The organism is Aestuariivita sp., from assembly GCF_021404545.1.
Lineage (GTDB): Bacteria > Pseudomonadota > Alphaproteobacteria > Rhodobacterales > Rhodobacteraceae > Aestuariivita.
The window spans coordinates 1-19,956 of sequence record NZ_JAAWWD010000046.1 but is presented as its reverse complement, the minus strand read 5'-3'; the positions used below and the strand labels follow the sequence as shown (position 1 = coordinate 19,956).

Sequence of the window (19,956 nt, the reverse complement as noted above, 5' to 3'; positions counted from 1 at the left end):
CGCGTTACCATTTTGGCCCAGTTTGCACGTCTCGATGCGACGTAGAGAGCGCGGGCCATGTCCCAAAGCCTGCAAAGGTTAGGGAGCAGGCTCTTGATCTGGCAAGACAAAGTTACATGTCTGACCGGCGGATCAGGCTAAACGCCTGCTTTTTCTGCATCTGCCAAACAGCGAAAAGCCGTGATGTTGCAAGGGACTGGCTCAAATCCAGTTTGAAAATCGGGGAATCAGCTTCAAAATTCCCAAGATAATCGGATGTGCGCAAAAGCAGCGGCTAGCGGCACGCAGGTGGTGCGAGCCGACATGTTTTGACGCCACGATCTGCGTGAGGTTGGGACTGGCCCCTGAGGCCGCGGTTGCCTAACTTCGCGCGCATGAACAGTTCCCCCCGATTCATTCACCTTCGCGTGCATTCCGAATACTCCCTTCTCGAAGGGGCGGTGCGCCTGAAAAAACTCCCCGATCTCTGCCGCGCGGCAGAGATGCCGGCGGTGGCGTTGACTGACACCAACAATATGTTCGCGGCGCTTGAGTTTTCGGTCGCGGCCGCCGGTGCGGGCATCCAGCCGATTATCGGATGTCAGGTCGATCTGGCCTATTTGCCCGCCGATCCGGGCGGCAAGCTGCGCGATCCCGCGCCCTTGGTTCTGCTCGCGCAGTCCGAGACCGGATATGAGAACCTGATGAAGCTGAACTCCTGTCTTTACATCGACAAGGCGGGTCAGTTGCCACAGGTTACACTGGAGGAACTGGAAAGACATGCGGGCGGTCTGATCTGCCTGACGGGCGGACCCGGAGGCCCGGTCGGGATGCTGTTGCAGACCGGTCAGCGTCCTGCGGCGGAGGCGCTGATGGATCGGCTTGCACGCGCGTTTCCATCGCGTCTCTATGTCGAACTGCAACGCCACCCCGGTGAGGATGGCGCGCCACCGGAGGCCGAACGCCTGACCGAACGCGGGCTGATCGAGATGGCCTATGCCAAGGAGTTACCCTTGGTTGCGACCAATGATGTCTACTTCCCGAAAACCGAGATGTACGAGGCCCATGACGCGCTGATCTGCATCGCTGAGGGCGCCTATGTCGATCAGCAGGATCCGCGCCGCAAGCTGACGCCGCAGCATTATTTCAAGACCCCGCAGGAGATGAGCGTTCTGTTCGCCGATCTCCCCGAGGCGATTGAGAACACTGTGGAAATTGCGCGCCGCTGCGCCTTCATGGCGTATCGCCGCGACCCGATCCTGCCGAAATTCGCCGATAACGAGATCGAGGAGCTGCGCCGCCAGTCCAAGCAGGGGTTGGCCGACCGTCTGGCTGTCATTCCACACGCGGCTTCGGTGGCGGAATACGAGGAACGGCTGGAATTCGAGCTGGGCATTATCGAGGGGATGGGCTTTCCCGGCTATTTCCTGATCGTGGCTGATTTCATCAAATGGGCCAAGGAAAAGCATATCCCGGTGGGACCCGGGCGCGGCTCCGGTGCGGGCTCACTGGTGGCTTATGCGCTGACAATCACAGATCTGGATCCGCTGAGATACTCACTGCTGTTTGAGCGGTTCTTGAACCCTGAACGGGTATCGATGCCCGATTTCGACATCGATTTCTGCATGGATCGGCGCGAAGAGGTGATCCAGTACGTGCAGGAGAAATACGGCCGCGACAAGGTTGGACAGATCATCACCTTTGGTGCGCTTTTGTCGAAAGCTGCCGTGCGCGATGTGGGGCGCGTTTTGCAGATGCCCTATGGTCAGGTCGACCGGCTGTCCAAGATGATCCCGGTCGAGGGGGTCAAGCCGGTCTCTATCGAAAAAGCGCTCAAGGACGAGCCGCGTCTGCGCGATGCCGCGCGCCAAGAAGAGGTCGTGGACCGTCTTTTGACCTATGGGCAACAGGTCGAGGGATTGCTGAGGAACGCCTCCACCCATGCCGCCGGCGTGGTGATCGGGGACCGGCCGCTTGATGCGCTGGTGCCGCTTTATCAGGATCCGCGCTCTGACATGCCCGCAACTCAGTTCAACATGAAATGGGTCGAACAGGCGGGGCTGGTGAAATTCGACTTTCTGGGGCTGAAAACCCTGACCGTGATCCAGAACGCGGTCGATCTGATCCTCGGCTCGGGGCGTCATCTGCATATCGCCGCCGACGGAACCGAGCTTTATGATCCCGCGCCCGGCACCGAGGATGACATCAACGCGATCCCGCTGGATGACGAGGGATCCTACAAGCTTTACTCCGCGGCCAAGACGGTTGCCGTGTTCCAGGTGGAAAGTTCGGGCATGATGGATGCCCTGAAACGGATGAAACCCACCTGTATCGAGGATATCGTGGCGCTCGTGGCGCTCTACCGTCCCGGCCCGATGGAGAACATCCCGACCTATTGCGAGGTCAAGAACGGCCTGCGCATGCGCGAGAACCTGCATCCCACCATCGACCATATCCTTGATGAGACCCAAGGCATCATCGTCTATCAGGAACAGGTGATGCAGATCGCGCAGGAAATGGCGGGGTATTCCCTGGGCGGTGCCGATCTGTTGCGCCGTGCGATGGGCAAGAAAATCCAGGAGGCGATGGACGCCGAACGCCCGAAATTCCTGGCCGGTGCGGCTGAGAATGGCGTTGACAAGGAAAAAGCCATGGAGGTTTGGAACCTCCTTGATAAATTCGCCAATTACGGATTCAATAAATCGCACGCCGCAGCCTATGCGGTGGTCAGTTATCAGACCGCCTGGCTCAAGGCGAACCACCCGGTTGAGTTCATGGCCGGGGTGATGAATTGCGATATTCATCTGACCGACAAGCTGGCGGTGTATTTCGAAGAGGTCAAAAAAGGCCTGGGCCTGCCCTGGGTGCCGCCTTGTGTGAACCGCTCGCAGTCCGGGTTTGATGTCTCGGGTGGGAAGTTGCTCTATGGGCTGGGAGCGCTGAAGAATGTTGGGCTGGACGCGATGCGTCTGGTGGTCGAGGCGCGCGGCGACCGTCCGTTTGCCACTCTGTTTGATCTGGCGCGCCGGGTGGATCTCAAACGCGTGGGCAAGCGACCGCTTGAGATGATGGCGCGGGCTGGGGCCTTCGATCAGCTCGACCCCAACCGGAGACGCGTCTTTGACAGCCTGGATGCGCTTGTAGGCTATTCGGCGGCGATCTTTGAGCAGAAGGCTTCCAACCAGGTCTCGCTCTTTGGCGAGGCGGGTGCCGATCTGCCCGAACCGCGTCTGAGCCCGGTGACCGATTGGTTGCCCGCCGAGCGGTTAAACGAAGAGTTCAAGGCCGTGGGCTTTTATCTCTCGGGCCATCCGCTGGATGATTACATGGGGGCCCTCAAACGCAAGGGCATCATGACGCTGGAGGAGGTTACGGCCAAATCCGAACGCGCGCCCCATTTGGCCAAAATGGCGGGCGTTGTCGCCGGGCGCCAGGAGCGCAAGTCGGCGCGCGGCAACCGTTTCGCGTTCTGCCAGATGTCCGACCCGACCGGCGCATTCGAGGTCACGCTGTTTTCCGAAGCGCTGGAGGCTGCACGCGAACATCTCGATACCGGCGCGAAAGTGGTGGTGACGGTAGAGGCGACGATGGAGGCCGATCAGCTCAAACTCCTGGGCCGGTCTGTGGCTCCGGTGGATGTGGCGGTGGCCGATGCGGGGGCGGCGGGTCTGAAAATCTGGGTGGAGGATACTGGGGCCGTTGCCCGTGTCGCTGGTGTTCTGGAAGGGGCGCAGGAGGCCGCCAAACGGGCGGCGCGTGGATCGGTGCAGCTTTGCCTGCTAGATCCGGGCTTGCCTGGCGAGGTTGAGATCGACCTTGGGACGGAGTTTCCAGTCAGCCCGCAGATCAAGGCCGCACTCAAGAGCCTGACCGGTATTCTCGACGTTGAGGAAATCTAGGTAGTCAGAAACTGACGCAGTTTCTGGGACATTTTCTGACGCAGAAAATGGTGCCCGGGCAGCCCGTGAAGCGCGAGAAAATGCGTCATTTTCTTTCCATTTTCTATGTTAGAAAATGGCGCGCCTCAATAATGCGGTGGCCGCTCATCGCCGAGAACCACCGCGCCTGGGTTCTGCGCCTCCCGATCCGCCTCACGCCTCATAAGCATCTCAACACGCCGGGTCAGGGTATCGATTTCCCCAGCTTGGCGTGCGACAACATCGCTCAGATCTTCTACGATCCGGGTCATATGGGCCAGTTTTTCTTCGATATCCTGCATGGATGTGTTCTACACCGCCGCGAGCGCCAAGCCAATGGGAGACCAAGATGACCGTCACGATCGAGGCAGACGGCCCCGTCCGCATCATCGCAATCGACCGCCCCAAGGTGCGCAACGCCGTCGATCCCGCCACGGCCGAGGCGCTTTATGGCGCGTTTATGGAGTTTGAGGCTGAGGAGGCGGCGCAGGTGGCTGTTTTCGCCAGCGGCCCGGATGCCTTCTGCGCGGGGTTCGACCTGAAAACCGCCGCAGACGGGTGGGCCAATGACTGGATTGCCGCGGTCGATATCCCCCACGATTGGGCGGATGCAATGGCCTGGCCCCTCGCGGGGCCGATGGGGCCATCCCGCCTCATGCTCTCCAAACCCGTGATCGGCGCTATCGAAGGTCCCGCGGTCGCGGGTGGGATGGAACTGGCCTTGTGGTGCGATCTGCGCGTGATGGCCGAAGGGGCCGTGATGGGGGTTTATTGCCGCCGTTGGGGGGTGCCGCTCATTGATGGGGGAACCGTGCGACTACCCCGGACTGTCGGCCAGGGGCGGGCCAATGACCTGATCCTGACAGGCCGGCCTGTTGATCCGGTCGAAGCGATGGCCATGGGTCTGGCCGACAGGCGTTGTGAGAAAGGGCAGGCGCGCACCACAGCGCTGGCGCTTGCCCATGATCTCACCCGCTTCCCTCAGGGCTGTCTGCGTGCCGATCACCTGTCTGCGCGGCCGACACCGACCGATCTTGCAACGGCCTTGCGGCGGGAATGGACCCCCGCCCGCCTCTTTGGGGACGAAGGCCGCACAGGGGCTGCGCATTTTGCCTCCGGGCGCGGCCGGTCGGGGGATTTCGGCGATATCTGAGGCTGCTTGCCCCTTGCCCCCCCTTGAGCTATCCCCCGGCGCAATCTCATCGCCCAAGGACCCGCGCCCATGGCCAAGCAGAAAAAACAGCCGCGCCCCAAGGCTGAAACGCCCAAAGGGTTCCGCGATTACTTTGGGGCGGAAGTCACCCAGCGCGCCGATATGCTGCGCGCAATTGCAGGCGTCTATCACCGCTATGGGTTCGACGCGCTGGAATCGAGCGCGGTCGAAACCGTCGAAGCGCTGGGCAAGTTCCTGCCCGATGTGGACCGCCCGAACGAAGGTGTGTTTGCCTGGCAGGAAGACGAGGGTGACTGGCTGGCGCTGCGCTATGACCTGACGGCGCCCCTGGCGCGGGTCTATGCCCAGCACCGCAATGATCTGCCGACGCCCTACCGCCGCTATGCGATGGGCCCCGTCTGGCGCAATGAAAAGCCCGGACCGGGCCGGTTTCGTCAGTTTTATCAATGCGATGCGGACACGGTGGGGTCCGCTTCGATGGCCGCCGACGCCGAGATCTGCGCGATGCTGGCCGACACGCTGGAGGCGGTGGGCATTCCGCGCGGCGACTACATCATCCGGGTAAATAACCGGAAGGTGTTGAATGGGGTTCTTCACAATGTCTTTGGTTTCAAGAACGAGAGTGAAGATGCTCAGCTGGACGCTGTTTGGGAGACTGTTCACAAACGCGAGGCGGTTCTCAGAACTATCGACAAATTCGACAAGGTAGGTCGGGAAGGTGTCCTCGAACTCTTGACGACTGGACGGAAAGATGCATCAGGAGCCTTCATTGACGGTGTTGGTCTCTCAGAGGATCAAGCCAAACCGGTTCTGGCTTTTCTTACTTCCAAAGGTGCGACCACGGCCGAGACAATTGCCAATCTTCAGGCCGCCATTGGGGAGAGCCCCGTTGGGGAAGATGGTATCGCAGAACTTCGCCAGATCGCCGACCTTCTCGCAGCCCAAGGCTACGGCCCCGACCGGATCGTCATCGACCCCTCGGTCGTCCGGGGCCTTGGCTACTACACCGGCCCGGTTTACGAGGCCGAGCTGACCTTTGACATTCTCGACGACAAGGGGCGCAAGCGGCAGTTTGGATCGGTCGCGGGGGGCGGGCGTTATGACGATCTGGTCAAGCGCTTTACCGGGCAGGAGGTGCCTGCGACGGGGATTTCCATCGGGGTGGACCGTCTTTTGGCGGCACTGCGCGAAAAAGGCCGGATGCAGGCGCAGGCGACCGGCCCCGTGGTCGTGACGGTCATGGATCGTGACCGGATGGCCGATTATCAGGCGATGGCGGCCGAACTGCGTGCGGTGGGGATCCGGGCCGAAGTCTATCTGGGCAATCCCAAGAATTTCGGCAATCAGTTGAAGTATGCCGACAAGCGCAACTCTCCAATCGCGATCATCGAAGGGGCCGACGAAAAGGCCAAGGGGATCGTGCAGGTCAAGGACCTGATCCTGGGTGCGAAAATCGCCGAAAGCGCCACTCTGGAGGAATGGAAGGAACGCCCCAGCCAGTTTGAGGTGCCGCGCGCCGATCTGGTCGCCCGGATCAAAGAGCTGTTGGACAGCCAGTCCTGATGCCCACCCGCACCGATACTCTGGCAGAAGCCGCGCGGCTGCGCGCCGCGTTCGAGGACGCAGGTGCGCAAGCGGTCGAGACGCCCATTCTGCAATCCGCGGACCTGCTTCTTGACCTTTACGGCGAAGATATCCGCGCGCGGGCCTATGTGACCTCCGATGCGCTGCGCGGCGAACAGATGCTGCGCCCCGATTTCACGGTGCCGGTGGTGCAGATGCATATGTCGGACGGGGCCGAGCCTGCGCGGTATACCTACTCGGGCGAGGTGTTCCGGCGGCAGGAGCATGACGAAGACCGCGCCAACGAATACATCCAAGTCGGCTATGAAGTGTTTGACGGCACCGACCCGGCGGCTGCGGATGCCGAGGTTTTCGCGCTTTTCGCGCAGCTTCTGGCGCCTTTGGGCCTGCGCGCGTCCACAGGGGATATCGGCCTTCTGATGGCAGCAGTGCAGGGGTTGCAGACCACCGACCGGCGCAAAGCGGCCCTGATGCGCCATATCTGGCGGCCCCGGAGATTTCGAGCCTTGCTTGACCGGTATTCGGGTCGGACGCAGATGTCGGCTGCGCGTGAAGCGCTCTTGGCAGAGGACGATCCGCTCGGTACGGCGCCGGAGATCGGGGTGCGCAGTCGCCCCGAAGTTGCCGCGCGGATTGACGCATTGCGCGCGGACGCCACCAGCCCGCCAATCTCCAGGACCGAGATTACGGCGCTGGATGCGCTCCTCGATACCCGCGAAACGATGCCGTTTGCCATTGAGCAGATCTCGGACATCGCGGTGGATTTGCCCGCGATCCGTCCCGCGCTGGACCGGATCCACACCCGGTTGGACGCGCTGGTGGCGCGCGGGCTGGATGTCGATCATCTGGATTTCGAGGCATCCTATGGCCGGACGCAGATGGAGTATTATGACGGCTTTGTCTTTGGGTTTTATGCCGAGACCCGGCCGGATCTGCCTCCTGTGGCCACGGGCGGGCGCTTTGACGCGCTGACCCGGCGGCTGGGGCAGGGGGCTGAAATCCCGGCGGTGGGCGGCGTGATGCGCCCCGGCCTGATGCTGGAGCTTGGCAGATGACGATCAAGCTGGGCGTGCCGTCCAAGGGCCGACTGATGGAGAAAACCTTCCGCTGGTTTGCCGCGCGCGGTGTGACGTTGACCCGCACCGGGTCAGAACGCGAATACGCGGCAGCGGTCGAGGGCATAGACGGGCTGACGCTCGTCCTCCTGTCAGCGGGTGAGATCCCGCGTGAACTGGCTGCCGGACGTATCCATCTTGGGGTCACCGGCACTGATCTGGTGCATGAGAAACTCGCCCGCTGGGAGCATCAGGTGGCCGAGCTTGAACCGTTGGGTTTTGGCCAGGCGGATCTGATCCTTGCGGTGCCCAAGTTCTGGGTCGACGTGGACACACTCGACGATCTGGATGCTGTCGCGGCAGCCTTTCGGGCGCGCCATGGTTTCCGGCTGAGGATTGCCACCAAATACCACCGTCTGGTGCGCGAATTCCTGCGCGATGCGGGCGTCGCCGATTACGCGCTGGTCGACAGTCAGGGCGCGACCGAAGGCACGGTCAAGAATGAGACCGCCGAGGCCGTTGCCGACATCACATCGACCGGCGAGACGCTGCGCGCAAATCATCTCAAACTGCTCAGCGATGGTCTGATCCTGCGAAGCCAGGCCACGCTTTGGCAAAGCCGGACAGCCAAGATGACGCCAGATCAGCGCAGGACGCTGGACGCAGTGCTGAGACGGGTCGACCTCGCCTGACGATCCCGCCCGGGCCATTTGCCCACGGCTGAGGGATATGACGTTGCGTTATCGGTCAGGCCGTCCACCGCACAGGCGCGTTCAATTATATCGTTTATAAACAATTAATTGAATGGCGGTTCGCTGCGCCACGCTAAACCTCTGGGCGGGTGGCGGCGATCGAAATACCGTTGCAGATGTTGCGACAACGCCCGGGGACTGTCATTTATAGATTTGAGCCGTCCAGGACGCGGATGCGATCATCAAAAGATCGCGACAAACCGGGACGATACATGGGAGGTCCGTATCGGAAGCGGAGGTGGATGATGGCGACACGCACGTGTTCGCCCCTTTCGCCATAGCCGTGGACGATCCGGAAAAAATGGGTCGCGCGCGCAATGCTCAAGATCGAAGACCTGCACCTGTCCTTTGGCGGGATCAAGGCCCTGCAGGGCATCAGTTTCGAGGCCAGGCCCGGTGAGATCACTGGCGTTATCGGTCCCAACGGGGCGGGGAAGACGTCGCTCTTCAATGCAATCTCCGGGTTTTATACACCAGATCGGGGCACGGTCTATTTTGAGGGCCGTGACATCACTGGGCTGAGCCCCGATAAACGCGCCGAACTGGGGCTTGCCCGTACGTTCCAGAACATCGCGTTGTTCCGCGGCATGACAGTGTTGGACAACATCAAGTTGGGCGGTCACACGCGGCTCAAGACCAATGTCTGGCAGGCGCTGCGTTATTTTGGGGCGGCCCGGCGTGAGGAGTTGGAGCTGCGCCGCGACATCGAGGAACGCGTGATCGATTTTCTCGAGATCGACCACATTCGCAAATACCCCATCACCATGCTGCCCTATGGTCTGCAAAAGCGTGTCGAACTGGGCCGTGCCCTGGCGATGCAGCCCAAGGTTCTGATGCTGGACGAGCCGGTTGCGGGCATGAACCGGGAAGAGACCGCCGACATGGCGCGTTTTATCCTGGATGTGCAGGAACAGTTCGGAACCACCATCCTTCTGGTCGAACATGACATGCATATGGTGATGGATATCTGTTCGCATATCGTTGTGCTGAATTTCGGCCAGCAGATCGCCAGCGGCACGCCCGCCGAGGTCAGCGGCAATGAGGACGTTATCGAAGCTTATCTGGGAGCCGCCGCTTAATGGGACAGTTCGTCCAGTTTGCAATCAACGGTCTGATGTCGGGCGCGATCTATGCGCTGATCGCCGTTGGAATCGTATCGGTGTTCAAGGCCACCAAGGTCGTGAATTTCGCCCATGGCTATCTGATCATGTTCGGGGCCTATTTCTATTACACGTTCGCGGTGATCATTCCGGGGCAGGAATGGGCGCCTGCCTGGCTCGCCTCTTGGGAGCCTGCCTGGCTGATGGAGTCGCGCGAGGGTCTGCCGATGTTCTCGCCCATGGGGGCGGTGCTGGACTGGGCACAGAACCTGCCGCGCATCCTCTTTGGAATAGCCGGAGCACTCGTGGCCAACGCCATCGTGGGCCGGATCATCGAACGCACGCTGATGCGCCCGCTGATGGGCCAATCGGTCTTTGCGATGATCATGATCACAGTGGGTCTGATTTCGATCATGTCAGGTGCGGCGTCGATCATCTGGACGGCGGATGCCGATTTCGTGCCGCATATCGCGCCCAACGCGCCGATCCGGTTCGAGATGTTCGGAACGACGATTTTCCTCTTTGGCGCGGATCTGGTGAACATGCTGATCGCGCTGTTCATCTTTGCGGGCATCGTGCTGATGGTGCGCTATACCAAATCGGGCGTGGCCATCCGTGCCACGGCCGAGGATCAGTCGACCGCCTATTCCATGGGCATCTCGGTGCCCAAGGTGTTTTCCCGTGCCTGGGTTCTGGCCTCGACCACCGGCGCCATTGCCGGTGCCATTCTGGCCACGCGCAACGGTATCTCGCCGTCGCTGGGTCTTTTTGGGTTTTCGGTGCTGGCCATTGTGCTGATGGGGGGGCTGGACAGCTATATCGGTGTGTTCCTGGCGGCGCTGGCCGTTGGCGTGATGGAGGCGATGACCCAATGGCAACTGGGCGGCGACTGGGCCGAGATCGTGCCTTACGTGGCGGTTCTGGTGGTCCTTCTGATCCGGCCGCATGGTTTGTTTGGCTCCAAAGAGGTTGAACGGATATGATTAACGGCAATCTCAAGGCCAGCTATGCCGCGGACGAGCGTGTCCTGAACAACAGCTATAAGCAGCTGTTCGTCTATGGGATGATGGCGGTGCTGGCGTGTTTCGCCACGTTCGCCAACGATTACATGATCCTGATTGCGTGCAAGATGGGAATCCTGCTGATCGCGGTCGTGGGTGTGAACATTCTGACGGGCTATACCGGCCTTATCTCGCTGGGCCATGCGGCGTTCGTGGCGATCGGCGCCTATGGGGTGACGATCCTGGACAACGTGTTGATGGGTGTCGTGCCCGAAGGCCTGATGTTCTTTGTCATCGTGCCGCTGGCGGTGGCGATCACGGCGATCATCGGCATTTTCGTCGGTCTTCCATCGCTGCGGGTCAAGGGGCTTTATCTGGCCGTTGCCACGCTGGCGGCGAATTTCATCGTGATCTTCCTGATCGAACAGGACCTCTTTGCGCCCTGGACGGGTGGCATGGTGGGGGTCAACACGCCGTCGCCGAACCTTCTTGGCTGGGTGCTGGATACCAACCGCGAGATGTTCATTCTGATCGCGATCATCGCATTCGCATCGCTTCTGGCGGCCCAGAACCTGATCCGCACGCGGGTCGGCCGGGCCTTTATCGCGATCCGCGACCGGGATTACTCGGCCGAGATCCTAGGGATTTCGCTGCTGCGTTACAAGCTGACCTCGTTCGCACTCTCGGCGGCATTTTGCGGGTTGGCGGGGGCGATGTTCGCTTACTTCTATGCCCGTATCCTGCCCGAGCAGTTCGAGCTGGATCTGAGCCTTGAGTTGGTCGCGGCCTTGATCGTGGGCGGGATGGGGCGCACGATGGGCCCGGTCTTTGGGGTGATCCTGATCGTGATGATGCCCGAGGTGATCAAGGTGGTCTTTGCCTATTTCACCGGTGGTGACGCCTCGGCGGCGCGCTATACCGCGCCCTTGCAGGAGATTGCCTTTGGTCTGTTGCTGGTCTTTTTCCTGCTGAAAGAGCCATTGGGCATCAACCAGATCACCGACAGAATACTGCGTGCTGCAAACCGTTGGCCGTTTGCACGCGGATAATCAAAACCCAAAAGGCCATAACTTAGGGAGAAGAGAGATTATGAAACTGAACCGCCGTTCCTTCCTCGCGACCTCGGCCGCAGCGACCGCTGTGATGGGTACGCCCATGATCCTCAGAGCGCAGCCGTCGGAATACGTGCTGGGGGCATCCTTGCCGCTGACGGGGCCTTTTGCCACTGCCGGTCAGCTTGTGGCACCGGCTTTCCAGCTGGCAGCTAAGCTTTTCAACGATGAAGGCGGCGTGGCGGGTACGCCGATCCGCTTTGTGACCGAGGATTCAGGCTATATCCCGCAGAACGCGCTGGCCAATTACCAGCGCGCGCTGGCCACAGAAGGCACTGCGATGATCGCGTATTTCGCGGATTCGACCGGCGCGATGAAACTGATCGCGCCGGAGTTGAAGGGTGAGAACGCGCGCATCATGGGCTCGACCTCGTTCGCGTCCGAACTGGCCGACCCGTCGACTCATCCCTATCAATACATGTCGGGCCCATCCTATCAGTCCCAGTTCGACATCCTGCTGGAAAACATCGCCGCCCAGGGCGGCACGTCGGTAGCGTTCATCTATTCCAACACCGAGTTCGGGCGCGATCCGATTGAACATGGCAAAGCCACGGCCGAACGGCTGGGCATCGAAGTGGTGCTGGAAGAGGCGACCAAGCCTCAGGGCGCGGACATCCCGACCCATGTCACCAAGCTGGCACAATCCGGGGCTGAGCACTGCATCCTGCAAGGCTATGTCACTGGTGTCTGGCCGCAGCTCATCGGTGGCGCGCGCCAGTTCGGCCTGCCCACACGGTTCTATGGCACCTTCTGGGGCATGGAGAAAATCATCGCCGACCGGATCACCCAGGAAGCGGGCCCGTTCCTGGAGGGCTATGAGGGTGTGATGCCTTACCGCTATTTCTGGGACCGCGAAGACGCGCCGCGCTATCAGAAATATGCCGAACTATCGAAGGAGATGTTCGCGGGCACGCCGATGGAAAACTATATGTCGACCTGGGCCATCCAGACCATGTGCGGTCTGGAGATTGCGATGAAGGCGATCCGCGACACCGCCGAAGCCGGGCAGGAACTGACCGCCGATAACATCGCCGAGACGCTGTCTGGTATCTCGGACTGGGATACCGGCGGGTTCTTTGGCGGTCCGGTGACGATGGAGAACAACTCCATCAAGACCGGTCGGGTTTATGCCTATGACACTGAAACCGGTCTTTTCAATCCGCGGTCGGACTGGTTGTCGGTGTGATCACTTGTGTCGGATCGCCTTATGGCGATCCGACCGGCGGGGGGCCAGCCCCCCGCACCCCCCGGGATATTTTGAGCCAGAAGAAACACGAGGCCGTGTCTTTATGCTGACCATCGAGAACATCGAAGTGACCTATTACCATACGGTGCAGGCCCTGCGCGGGCTGTCGCTGGAGGTGCCGGACGGCAAGATCGTCACGCTTTTGGGCACGAATGGTGCAGGCAAGACCACGACACTGAAAGCAGCGTCCAACCTTCTGGCGCTGGAGAACGGCGAGATCGGCGAGGGGCGGATCCGTTTCAAGGGCCAGTCCATCCTGTCGATCCAGCCTGACCGCCTGGTCCAGATGGGTCTGTTTCACGTCCGTGAAGGGCGTCGGATCTTTACCGAGATGAGCGTGGAGGACAATCTGGTCGCTGCCTCCTATGCGTTGGATCGGCGCAACGCCAAGGCTGACTATGACAAGGTGTACGCGTTCTTTCCGCGGCTGAAAGAACGGCGCAAACAGGTGGCGGGATACCTGTCGGGTGGCGAGCAGCAGATGCTGGCCTTTGGCCGGGCGATGATCGCGCGGCCCGAGCTTATCTTGATGGATGAGCCGTCGCTGGGTCTTGCGCCCAAGGTGGTGGAGGAGATCTTTGCCACCATCAAGCGGCTGAATGACGAGGATGGTGTGTCAATCCTGTTGGTCGAACAGAACGCCGGTGTGGCATTTTCCGTGGCCGATTATGGCTATATCATGGAGAGCGGTCAGATCGTGATGGAAGGCGATGTCGCAACGCTGCGCGACGACAAGGACATCCAATCGTTTTATCTGGGTGTTGCGGATGGCGAGGGCGGTGCCCGCCAGTCGTTCCGCGATGTCAAACATTATAAGCGCCGAAAGCGCTGGTTGAGCTGAGGAGCATCTGATGGCATTCGATATTCGCAATACCGACAGCGGGTTCCGGTCTGTGCCGCAGATGGTGGCGGATCATGCCGCCGCGCGCCCGGATGCGGTGGCAATGCGGCAAAAGGAGTATGGCATCTGGAACGAGATGACCTGGTCGGGTGTCTACGACATCATGCAGGCCGGTGCGGCCGGTCTGATCGGGCTGGGGGTCGAGGCCGGAGATCACGTCGGCATCCTGTCGGAAAACCGCAGCGAATGGGTCCTGGCCCAGTTTGCCATCAACGCCGCTGGGGCGACTGTGGTGGGAATGTATCCCACAAGCCCGGCAGCCGAAATCGACCATCTGGTGAGTGCCTCGGACACCACGGTTCTGTTCATCGAGGATCAGGAACAGCTCGACAAGATCATCGAGCTGAAAGGCAAGTTGCCCAAGCTGCGCCAGTTGATCGTCTTCAACGCCAAAGGCACTCAGGGCGAGGGCTATCTCAACCTTAGGAGCTGGGAAGATCTTTTGACCAAGGGCCAGGCAATGCTGAACGGTCAGGCCGGTGACGAGGTGTTGGCGCGTGTGGCCGGGATCAAGCCCGAAGACACCGCAATGATGGTTTTTACCTCGGGCTCGACCGGATTGCCCAAGGCGGCCGAGATTTCCTTTGCCAATCTCAATGCCGGGACCCATGTGGCCGAGCATGTGTTCGAGGGGTATGGGCCGGGCACGGATGTGCTGTCATACCTCCCGCTTTGCCATATCGCCGAGCAGGCTGTGACGGTGATGAACGGCCTGTCCAAGCAATTCGTGATGAATTTCGGGGAAAGCCTGCGCACCATCACCCTCGATCTGCGTGAAGTGGCGCCTCAGGTTTTCTTTGGCGTACCGCGTATCTGGGAGAAGATGCAAGCGGGCGTGATCGTTCAGGCGCAGACCGCCGGTGCGCTGCGCAAGCCGATGATCCTGTTGGCGCTCAAAGGGGCGATGCGGCGCGGTGCGAAACGGCGCAGCACCTGGACGACCGCGGACCGGCTGGCCCATGCCATGTGGGACGCGCTAGTCTATCGACATATCCGGTCTTATCTGGGGCTGGGGCGGGTCAGCTTTGCGATTTCTGCCGCGGCCCCCATCGCTCCGGATCTGTTGGCCTTTATGCGCGGGATAGGCCTGAACATCCGCGAAGCCTGGGGGATGTCCGAAACGAGCGGTGTGGGCACGATCCAGTCGGCCTGGGGCGATTGCGACGGGCGCATCGGCTTTCCGGTGCCCGGGGTGGAGTGTCAGATCGCCGAGGATGGTGAGGTGATGTTTCGGGGCGAGACGATTTTCAAGTCTTACTATAAGAACCCCGAGGCCACGGCCGAGACCATCATCGATGGCTGGCTGCATACCGGCGATGTGGGTCAGATGGAGCCGGACGGCTCGCTGACCCTGATCGACCGCAAGAAAGACATTATGATCAACGCGGCGGGCAAGAATCTGTCACCGTCGCTGATCGAGAATGTCATCAAATCCTCGGCTTTCATCAAGGAAGTGATTGTGATCGCCGACAAGCGCCCTTACGTGACGGCCCTGGTCCAGATCGACATGGATACCGTGCGTCTCTGGGCCGAAGGGGAGGGGATTGCCTATACGACCTTCCGCTCGTTGGCGGTGCATCCACAGGTCAAAGAGATGATCGACGCCGAAGTGGCCAAGGGCAACAAAGACCTGGCGCGGGTTGAACAGATCAAGAAAGTGTACCTTCTGCCCAAGGAACTGGACCACGACGATGGTGAGGTGACCGCGACGATGAAAGTGCGCCGGGCCAAGATCTTTGAGCTATACACCTCCGAGATCGAAGCGCTCTATCAGGATTAAGCCTCATGCGGATCCGCCCGCTGACAGGGTTCATGGGGGCCGAGATTTCCGGTGTGGATCTGCATCAGGCGATCGGTGACGATCTGGGGCAGGCTCTGCGTGGGGCACTTGCCGGGCATCTGATGATTGTGCTGCGGGATCAGCATCTGTTGCGGGCGGATCAAAAGCGGCTGACCCGGGTTTTTGGCCCTTTGATGCGGCTGCCATATGTGGAGCCGATGGCGGAGGATCCTGAGGTTATCGCCGTTCTGAAAGAGGCCGACGAAATTAATGTCGGTGTCTTTGGGGGCGATTGGCATTCCGATTTCAGTTTTCTTGAGAACCCGCCTGGCGGATCGGTTCTGAATGCGCTTGAGGTGCCGGAGGTTGGAGGGGACACTGTCTGGGCCAGCCAGATTGCGGCCTATGAGAGTTTGCCGACCGATCTGCGCCGGATGGTTGATGGGCGCATGGCAGTGCATCTGGGCGCGCCTTACGGCGTTACACATGCCCCGCCTGCCGAGGCGCGGTCGGGTGCATCGATCCGCATGACCCGCGGCGACCCGGAGGCGGATCGCGAGAGGCTGCATCCGGCGGTGGTGACCGACCCGGCGAGCGGACGCCGGGCGCTTTTTGTGAACCCGATCTATACGACGCGCCTGGACGGGCTGACCACAGAGGAAAGCGCACCTGTTCTCGCGGCGCTGTTCAAGCATGCCACCAAACCGGATTTCTCCTGTCGTTTGCGATGGGGCGCGGGGGATGTCGTGGTCTGGGATAACCGCATGAGCCTGCATTATGCCACGAATGATTACGATGGCGCCCGGCGGCTGCTGTATCGGACCACCTATGCCGCGCAGCCACCTGTGTGAGCCAGTTTCTGACGCAGAAACTGGCAAGAAACTGACGCAGTTTCTTGCCACCTGGATGGGGTGCGTTTCTGCGTCAGAAACGGGGCAGAAAATACGTGATTTTCTGACGCTTCTGGACAGATCCTGGATCTGGCGGAGTTTTAGAGAACCCCGATATCCGCAAGCGCCCGATCAAGATCCGCAGGCAGGCTCGGCTCCGCGTCGCGCCCTTTGCGAAGATCGGGCGGTGCATCCTCGGGTTTGAGATAGCGCCATCCTTGAAACGGACGTTTCAGGGCACTGGCCGTGCGCACCACATCTGGATCCAGAACGATGCCGCAACGTATGATCCCGTCCTGTCCTTGTACTTTATCCAGCCGCAGAATGCGCTGACGGCACAGGACCTCTCCCTTGAACACCCAATAGAGCGAACCGCCATTCAGCAGCTTGTCGGCCTGTTTGGGCCACATCCGGGTCACATGACGTGGCGCCCCATCGGGGCCCTTGGCGCGCGCAGAGGCCTGCCAGTCCAGCAGGTCTTTGACGTCTTCTGCGCCAACGCAGAGCTTTATCAGGTTCATCGTTGAGTTATCCACAGAGTCGCCCCCAATCCACACCCGATATAGTAGAGCATTAGAAAAGAGGTGCAAATCCTTGTGGAGTGAGGTAGCGTATTCACCCTGCACGCCATACAATCGGGAATCAACATGACACGCTTTGCCGCCCCTATTGCCGAGCAGATCTGGGACATGAAATACCGCTTCAAACAGGCGGATGGGACCCCGATTGACATCACGGTCGAAGACAGCTGGCGGCGCATCGCGCGCGATCTGGCGCGTGTGGAAAAGGATCCATCCCATTGGGAGGAGCGGTTCTATGCCGCATTGGAGGATTTCCAGTACCTGCCCGCCGGCCGTATCACGGCCGGGGCCGGTACGGCACGGCAGGTTACCTTGTTCAACTGCTTTGTCATGGGCACGATCCCCGACAGCCTGGCGGGCATATTCGAAGGGTTGAAAGAGGCCGCCCTGACCATGCAGCAGGGCGGTGGCATCGGCTATGACTTCTCGACCATCCGGCCCAAGGGCGCGGATGTCAAAGGCGTTGCGGCCGATGCTTCGGGGCCGCTTAGCTTCATGGATGTATGGGACGCGATGTGCCGCACCATCATGTCGGCGGGTTCACGCCGTGGTGCGATGATGGCGACGATGCGCTGCGATCATCCGGATATCGAAGACTTCATTACCGCCAAATCCGACGCCGCGCGGCTGCGCATGTTCAACGTTTCGGTTCTGGTTACCGACGCGTTCATGGAGGCAGTGAAGGCGAACGGCTCGTGGGAGCTGGTCTTTGACGGCAAGGTCTATCACACGGTCGAGGCGCGCGATCTGTGGAACAAGATCATGCGCGCGACCTATGATTATGCCGAACCGGGCGTGATCTTCATCGACCGGATCAACGCCGCCAACAACCTGACTTATGTCGAAACCATTGCAGCCACGAACCCCTGTGGCGAGCAGCCATTGCCGCCGTATGGCGCGTGCCTTTTAGGGTCCATCAATCTTGCCCGACTGGTGGAGGAGCCGTTCGAGGATACCGCTCAACTGAGCGAGGCACGGCTCGCCGATCTGGTGGCCACGGCTGTGCGGATGATGGACAACGTCGTTAATGCCTCGAAGTTCCCGCTGCCCGAACAGGCGGCCGAGGCGCGTGCCAAGCGCCGTATCGGCCTGGGCGTGACGGGTCTTGCCGACGCATTGTTGATGCTGGGCCTGCGTTACGGTTCGGACCAGGCTGCGGCGCAAACCGAGGCTTGGCTGAAATCCATCGCGCGGGCGGCCTACCTTGCCTCTGTGGAACTGGCCAGGGAAAAGGGGGCGTTCCCGCTGTTTGACGCCGAGAAATTCCTCGCGTCCGGCAATATGCTGAACATGGACGAGGATGTGCGGGATGCAATTCGCGAAGACGGCATCCGCAATGCGCTTTTGACCTCCATCGCGCCCACCGGCACGATTTCGCTTTACGCAGGAAATGTGTCCTCGGGGATCGAGCCGGTCTTTGCCTATGCCTATACCCGCAAGGTGCTGCAAAAGGATGGCAGCCGCAGCGAGGAAGAGGTGGTCGACTACGCCGTCCAGCTTTGGCGCGACAAGTTCGGGGATCGCGCTTTGCCCGACTACTTCGTGAACGCGCAAACCCTGGCCCCCGCCGATCACGTCAAGATGCAGGCCGCCGCACAGAAATGGGTCGACAGCTCGATCTCCAAGACCATCAACTGCCCCGAGGATATCAGCTTTGATGCGTTCAAGGACGTCTACATGCAGGCCTGGGATACCGGCTGCAAAGGCTGCACGACCTACCGGCCCAATGATGTCACGGGGTCGGTATTGAGCGTGTCGTCGCAGAACGATGAGGCCCCAGTCGTGGTCGCCTCGGACGCCTCTGAGCCCATGCGCCCCCATGGCGATGTCATCTACATGTCCGAGCCGCTGGACCGGCCCGAGGCTCTCGAAGGGCAGACCTACAAGGTGAAATGGCCAGATAGCGAGCACGCGCTTTACATTACGATCAACGATCTGATCCAGGGCGGACATCGCCGTCCGTTCGAGGTGTTCATCAATTCCAAGAACATGGAGCATTTCGCCTGGACCGTGGCGCTGACCCGGATGATTTCAGCCGTGTTCCGGCGGGGTGGCGACGTAAGTTTTGTTGTAGAAGAGCTTAAAGCCGTGTTCGATCCGCGCGGCGGGGCCTGGGTTCAGGGCAAATACATCCCGTCGATCCTGGCCGCCATCGGAGGGGTGATCGAACAGCACATGATTGCCATCGGTTTTCTCGAAGGTGAGGGGATGGGGCTGAAATCCGACCCGCAGGCCGCAGTGGTCAACCTCAATGGGTCGCGCGGAAAGCCCTGCCCAAGCTGTGGACAGTTCGAGATGCGGATGATCGAGGGGTGCATGACCTGTGCCAGTTGCGGTCACAGCAAGTGTAGCTGACTATTATCGGTTGTAGTTGTGGACGTGTGAAGTGACCCATAGTTTGCCCATTTCGTTCTAGCCGGGTCCATTATCTACACATAAGTTGTACATTGAGCGGCTTCACAACGATGCTTTCGGGGTGAAGCCGTCTCTATCTTGAGTATGGAGTTTGAGGAATTTTTTGGACTCGAAAGTCATGCTTTGATCACACCCAAAGCAGTGAAATCACTTGCGACGCACGTGATAAGTGAATGGAATCAAGGTCCTATAATCGCTCTTCAGGTGGCACGGCCGTAGGTTCAGGACTCATAGCCAATAGATGACGGTCGCAGCGAGGGCGATGGCTGAGAGGAAGACCTTCGGACAGCGGTCGTATCGGGTTGCCACCCGCCGCCCCTTGAGCCCGGCCGCATCGTTCATCCAAGTGTTCGCCCCCTTTTATCCCCTTGCCTGCCAGGATTTCCCCGTTTCGCTTTCGTTGCTTCCGAGTTGGGGTGCAGGAACCCGACCTTTCAACGGCCCCGCACCATCCTCCAACCCCAACCCC

The 19,956-nt window shown here is 60.4% G+C and carries 15 protein-coding genes and 1 pseudogene; 13 read left to right on the top strand and 3 right to left on the bottom strand.

Annotated features, from left to right (window positions below; translation table 11 throughout):
• Positions 1–374: 374 nt before the first annotated feature.
• Complete coding sequence (gene dnaE / locus HEP69_RS16190) at positions 375–3,878, top strand: DNA polymerase III subunit alpha (protein ID WP_290559565.1); 3,504 nt, start codon at positions 375–377, stop codon at positions 3,876–3,878.
• A 125-nt stretch (positions 3,879–4,003) separates the two neighbouring features.
• Here dnaE and HEP69_RS16185 read toward each other — a convergent pair whose 3' ends face one another.
• Positions 4,004–4,198, bottom strand: a complete 195-nt coding sequence (locus HEP69_RS16185; protein WP_290559564.1) for a SlyX family protein — start codon at positions 4,196–4,198, stop codon at positions 4,004–4,006.
• 47 nt (positions 4,199–4,245) lie between these two features.
• On the opposite strand from HEP69_RS16185, the gene HEP69_RS16180 reads away from it, so the two are divergent.
• The 11 genes from HEP69_RS16180 (at position 4,246) to HEP69_RS16130 (ending at position 16,452) form a co-directional block, all read left to right on the top strand.
• Positions 4,246–5,049, top strand: coding sequence for a crotonase/enoyl-CoA hydratase family protein (locus tag HEP69_RS16180; protein WP_290559563.1), 804 nt, complete (start codon positions 4,246–4,248; stop codon positions 5,047–5,049).
• A gap of 69 nt (positions 5,050–5,118) precedes the next feature.
• Entirely contained in the window at positions 5,119–6,633 is a 1,515-nt protein-coding gene (gene hisS / locus HEP69_RS16175) for a histidine--tRNA ligase (RefSeq protein ID WP_290559562.1), read from the top strand.
• On the top strand, positions 6,633–7,709 hold the full coding sequence (locus HEP69_RS16170; RefSeq protein ID WP_290559561.1) for an ATP phosphoribosyltransferase regulatory subunit: 1,077 nt from the start codon (positions 6,633–6,635) through the stop codon (positions 7,707–7,709). The genes hisS and HEP69_RS16170 overlap by 1 nt, the downstream gene beginning before the upstream one ends.
• Positions 7,706–8,401 carry an ATP phosphoribosyltransferase gene (gene hisG, locus HEP69_RS16165; protein ID WP_290559560.1) on the top strand — a complete coding sequence of 232 codons (696 nt, stop codon included), beginning with the start codon at positions 7,706–7,708 and terminating at the stop codon, positions 8,399–8,401. The genes HEP69_RS16170 and hisG overlap by 4 nt, the downstream gene beginning before the upstream one ends.
• A 377-nt stretch (positions 8,402–8,778) precedes the next feature.
• Positions 8,779–9,540: an ABC transporter ATP-binding protein gene (locus tag HEP69_RS16160; RefSeq protein ID WP_290559559.1), complete on the top strand. Its 762-nt coding sequence runs from the start codon at positions 8,779–8,781 to the stop codon at positions 9,538–9,540.
• Positions 9,540–10,544, top strand: a complete 1,005-nt coding sequence (locus tag HEP69_RS16155; protein WP_290559558.1) for a branched-chain amino acid ABC transporter permease — start codon at positions 9,540–9,542, stop codon at positions 10,542–10,544. Before HEP69_RS16160 ends, HEP69_RS16155 begins: the two co-directional genes overlap by 1 nt.
• Positions 10,541–11,611, top strand: coding sequence for a branched-chain amino acid ABC transporter permease (locus tag HEP69_RS16150; RefSeq protein ID WP_290559557.1), 1,071 nt, complete (start codon positions 10,541–10,543; stop codon positions 11,609–11,611). Before HEP69_RS16155 ends, HEP69_RS16150 begins: the two co-directional genes overlap by 4 nt.
• Before the next feature lie 40 nt (positions 11,612–11,651).
• Positions 11,652–12,860 carry an ABC transporter substrate-binding protein gene (locus tag HEP69_RS16145; RefSeq protein WP_290559556.1) on the top strand — a complete coding sequence of 403 codons (1,209 nt, stop codon included), beginning with the start codon at positions 11,652–11,654 and terminating at the stop codon, positions 12,858–12,860.
• A gap of 103 nt (positions 12,861–12,963) precedes the next feature.
• Positions 12,964–13,761, top strand: coding sequence for an ABC transporter ATP-binding protein (locus HEP69_RS16140; RefSeq protein ID WP_290559555.1), 798 nt, complete (start codon positions 12,964–12,966; stop codon positions 13,759–13,761).
• Between the two features lie 10 nt (positions 13,762–13,771).
• Positions 13,772–15,601 carry a long-chain fatty acid--CoA ligase gene (locus HEP69_RS16135; RefSeq protein WP_290559554.1) on the top strand — a complete coding sequence of 610 codons (1,830 nt, stop codon included), beginning with the start codon at positions 13,772–13,774 and terminating at the stop codon, positions 15,599–15,601.
• 5 nt (positions 15,602–15,606) lie between these two features.
• Entirely contained in the window at positions 15,607–16,452 is an 846-nt protein-coding gene (locus HEP69_RS16130) for a TauD/TfdA family dioxygenase (RefSeq protein WP_290559553.1), read from the top strand.
• A gap of 140 nt (positions 16,453–16,592) precedes the next feature.
• On the opposite strand, the gene HEP69_RS16125 is transcribed toward HEP69_RS16130, so the two are convergent.
• Positions 16,593–17,012, bottom strand: coding sequence for a DUF1489 domain-containing protein (locus HEP69_RS16125; protein WP_290559552.1), 420 nt, complete (start codon positions 17,010–17,012; stop codon positions 16,593–16,595).
• Between the two features lie 126 nt (positions 17,013–17,138).
• Between HEP69_RS16125 and HEP69_RS16120 the strand changes: the two genes are divergently transcribed.
• A complete protein-coding gene (locus HEP69_RS16120) occupies positions 17,139–19,427 on the top strand; it encodes an adenosylcobalamin-dependent ribonucleoside-diphosphate reductase (RefSeq protein ID WP_290559551.1) in 2,289 nt (762 codons plus the stop codon).
• Between the two features lie 288 nt (positions 19,428–19,715).
• Here HEP69_RS16120 and HEP69_RS16115 read toward each other — a convergent pair.
• Positions 19,716–19,956, bottom strand: a pseudogene (locus HEP69_RS16115) (hypothetical protein); the annotation flags it as partial.